The organism is Erwinia oleae, assembly GCF_000770305.1.
In the GTDB taxonomy this organism is placed as follows: domain Bacteria; phylum Pseudomonadota; class Gammaproteobacteria; order Enterobacterales; family Enterobacteriaceae; genus Erwinia; species Erwinia oleae.
The window spans coordinates 1-3197 of the sequence record NZ_JNVB01000144.1; the positions used below are offsets into that span (position 1 = coordinate 1).

General features: G+C 54.9%; 4 protein-coding genes. 3 read left to right on the forward strand and 1 reads right to left on the reverse strand.

The window, feature by feature from the left end; all coding sequences use genetic code 11:
• A partial coding sequence (locus GS12_RS22500; protein WP_235421338.1) for a transposase occupies positions 1 to 143 on the reverse strand: 143 nt, incomplete at its 3' end.
• 182 nt (positions 144 to 325) lie between these two features.
• On the opposite strand from GS12_RS22500, the gene GS12_RS22505 reads away from it, so the two are divergent.
• The 3 genes from GS12_RS22505 to GS12_RS25365 all read left to right on the forward strand — a co-directional run bounded on the left by GS12_RS22505 (position 326) and on the right by GS12_RS25365 (position 2652).
• Positions 326 to 691 carry a hypothetical protein gene (locus tag GS12_RS22505; protein WP_031594657.1) on the forward strand — a complete coding sequence of 122 codons (366 nt, stop codon included), beginning with the start codon at positions 326 to 328 and terminating at the stop codon, positions 689 to 691.
• Between the two features lie 81 nt (positions 692 to 772).
• Positions 773 to 1408, forward strand: a complete 636-nt coding sequence (locus GS12_RS22510) for a hypothetical protein (RefSeq protein ID WP_031594656.1) — start codon at positions 773 to 775, stop codon at positions 1406 to 1408.
• Positions 1409 to 1518: 110 nt separating this feature from the next.
• Positions 1519 to 2652, forward strand: coding sequence for an ArdC-like ssDNA-binding domain-containing protein (locus GS12_RS25365; RefSeq protein ID WP_080707958.1), 1134 nt, complete (start codon positions 1519 to 1521; stop codon positions 2650 to 2652).
• Positions 2653 to 3197: the final 545 nt, after the last annotated feature.

The window sequence follows — 3197 nt, forward strand, 5'->3', positions numbered from 1 at the left end:
AGATTGGCGTTAATGCCATTTTCAAGCGCCAGTTTTGAGATGGATATCCCGGGTTCGCAGGAGGCGGCAACGAGCTGATGTTTAAACTCAGGAGAATAATTAGGGCAGCCCTTACGCCTGCCGGGAGTTACATTTTTCTGCATATCTGACACTTTGGTTCCCACTACTTATTTGGTGGACACCACTTTGTCGGATGCATCAGATTATGACCAGACGGTTCAAGCTGTACGCTTACGATAGCTGTCAGCCAGCAAATGTTGTTGACCCTGACGGGGATATCTCTCCGTCGGAGGGGATATCCCGTTATTTAACTGAGGATATACCTATGTACGCAGACGTTTACACACTCAAAACACCTCTGGACACACTCAGCTGGCTTTGCCTGCTTGAGAGTGAGCTTCTGAGCATCAGGGCATTTCAGCGTCTCGGCCTTCATACGGACCGGGATGAACCGAATGAACTGACGTATCCGGAAGAAGCCATCATTAATGCCGGCACAGCCTATGGCTGGTTTGTCTGTTTTCTCAGGGACGGTGATATTCCACCGCTGCCTGCCACGGCCAGAGAACTTCTCTGCACCCTTGACGGTCTCGGTAAAGAAATTAACCGGCCTTTCTGGGAGCAGGCTGTGGCCCGCGGGCAGGATGAGGCCTGTGGTGACAAAGCTATCGCCGCCCTCGAAATGATGTAATCAGACAGAACACACCCTGACGGGGTTTGACCCCCGTCAGGGGGATAAATCCCCCTTTTTTTCTTTGCGGAGGATTTATCAATGAAAGGCCTGTCTTCTTCCCCGGCTTCCATGTCGGTTGTTTATACCATTGAGCACGTCAGCACGGTTCCGTTACGTCACTGGCATGCTTTCGTTCTGGCCGTAACAGAAACCTTCTGGCAGTTGCCGGTGCGTCTGCGTCCGGGAAATATGTATCTGCCGTCGCTTAACCGCGCCGCCGATCTGTTTCCGGTTGCTGACGTCATGGCGTTCTGTGGTGATTCAGGCGGCAGTTTCTGGCCGGTCAACATGACCATTGAGCGGGAGCGCAACAACAATACGCTGAGTATCCAGGAGCTGCATTTTCAGCATCAGCCCTGCGATTTCTTTGCGCGTGTTGTGATGGTCCTGCTGCACAACCTGTGTCCGGGCAGCTTCCGGATACATTCTTCTGACGAAGGCCGCAGCTGGGCAATACCGTTGCGCTGGATTGAGCGCCATATTGGCCTGCCTGAGCACCCGACGCTGACCATGCCTCAGCCGGTACTGACAACACCGGTGAGCGAAGGCGCATTTGATTCCCTGCTGCTGCAGATGCTCTCCGGTGGTGAGCGGGTGCTGAGCAGTGAGGACTGGAATGCCTTCGTGCTGGCGGAATTCCATCTGTACGAACTGAAGCGCGTCACTGAAAACTGACCCGCTGTAATCTCTTCTTTTTCGCTCACCCCCGGGTGAGTGTTCCCGTCGACGGGCGTATCTCTGCGCCCGCCGGCGCAGGGATATGCCTCTGATTAATGGTATATCTCATGAAAAAAACGACTTCACGTAAGGCGGCCCGCCGCCCGGCAAAACAGACTGATCTCTATCACCAGATAACCGACTGTATCGTTGTTGCGCTGGAAAACGGCGTCGCGCCCTGGCGTAAGCCGTGGCGTGCAGCTGCGGGCAGCGGTCTGGCCGGTCTGCCCCTGAATGCCACAACCGGACGCCACTACAGCGGCGTGAATGTCCTGCTTCTCTGGATGTCAGCGGAAGAGCAGGGTTTTCGCAATAACCGCTGGCTGACTTACCGGCAGGCGCAGCAGGCCGGCGGCCAGGTACGTAAAGGTGAGAAAGCCACCCTGGCGGTGGTTTACAAGGACTGGACGAAACAGGCGGAGGACCGTGAGGGCAACCGCCTTTATGACAGTGACGGCAAACCGCTGACGGAAACCGTGCCGATGCTTAAACCCCTGCAGCTGTTCAACGCTGAGCAGTGTGAGGGGTTGCCGGCAGAGGTGGCGGCTTCACCTGAGCAACCGCCGGCGGTGGATGAGGACGGCATACTCAGTCCGGACGTGATGGACAGGGTAGTCCGGATGTTTAACGCCACAGGAGTTAAACACCGGACGTTGCCTCAGAACCGGGCATATTACCGCCCGCTGACGGATGAAATTGTGATGCCGGTGGCAGGGCAGTTTTTTACGGAGGCGGACTGGTGGTCCACGCTGCTGCATGAGCTGGTACACAGTACCGGTCATGTGAAGCGACTTAACCGGGAGGGGATGGCCCACGTTGTTAACGGGCTGAGTGACGCGCCCGGGGACTTCCTGGGGCGTGTCTTCATGCAGCTGGGCGACACTGAAGCATTGTTCCGTGACAAACCCTTCATCACCATGAGTGAACCTGCGTGCGGGGCCGGCTGCATGGTGCTGGCATTTGCTGATGTTCTGCAAAAGGCAGGGTGGCCACCGCACCGGTATCTGTGGGTCTCAGCGACAGATATCGATCCGCTTGCGGCCGGAATGGCTTATATACAGCTGTCCCTGTGCGGAATTGCCGGGGAAGTGGTGGTAGGTAACACCCTGGCGAATGAGCGACGCCGGATACTCCACACACCCGGGCACTATCTCGGCGGCTGGCCTGTTCGTCTGGATCCTCGGCACTTTCAGGCAGCATAATCACATCCACACGCTCCCGGTCGGGAGCGTTTTTTTGAAGCAGGAAAGCTGATTCTTTTTCGAAGTAAGTGCGGCGCTTATTATTTTGTCTGAATGTCTCTTTGGGCATGTTGCACAGAGTTTCGAAGTCCTCGCTGAATGAACCCCTCCCGATCGTGATATCGATGAGGGGCAGTCACAGAAATACGGTAAACAATATGCAGTTTAGAACCGCCAGTCATAATCCAGCCTCATGTTGAAAGGTGGCTGTATCGTGCCGCATCTTCTCACAGCAAACCTCACCCGGCGCGCAGGATCACAGGTCTGCTCTGTGCCAGATATAGTCATTCGAACCCTGAGAGTTACACTTTTAAGTGATTCAGGGTATGCGCTTACTGGTTACGAATATTGTGCCAGAATCATGTGGTTTGATGATTGCCGCTTTGCTTTCGAGCCAGTAAGTGCTCCACGTTCGCTAACGAATACTCAGGGCATGCAGACAAACTGCTGACTATATTTCTTTCGAAGAGCGTGGAATGCATACCAATCCCCGATAAAAAGGAGTT

Bases quoted from the DNA above. Each gene is read 5' to 3' on its own strand.
- GS12_RS22505 (WP_031594657.1), top strand. From the start codon at position 326: ATGTACGCAGACGTTTACACACTCAAAACACCTCTGGACACACTCAGC.
- GS12_RS22510 (WP_031594656.1), top strand. From the start codon at position 773: ATGAAAGGCCTGTCTTCTTCCCCGGCTTCCATGTCGGTTGTTTATACC.
- GS12_RS25365 (WP_080707958.1), top strand. From the start codon at position 1,519: ATGAAAAAAACGACTTCACGTAAGGCGGCCCGCCGCCCGGCAAAACAG.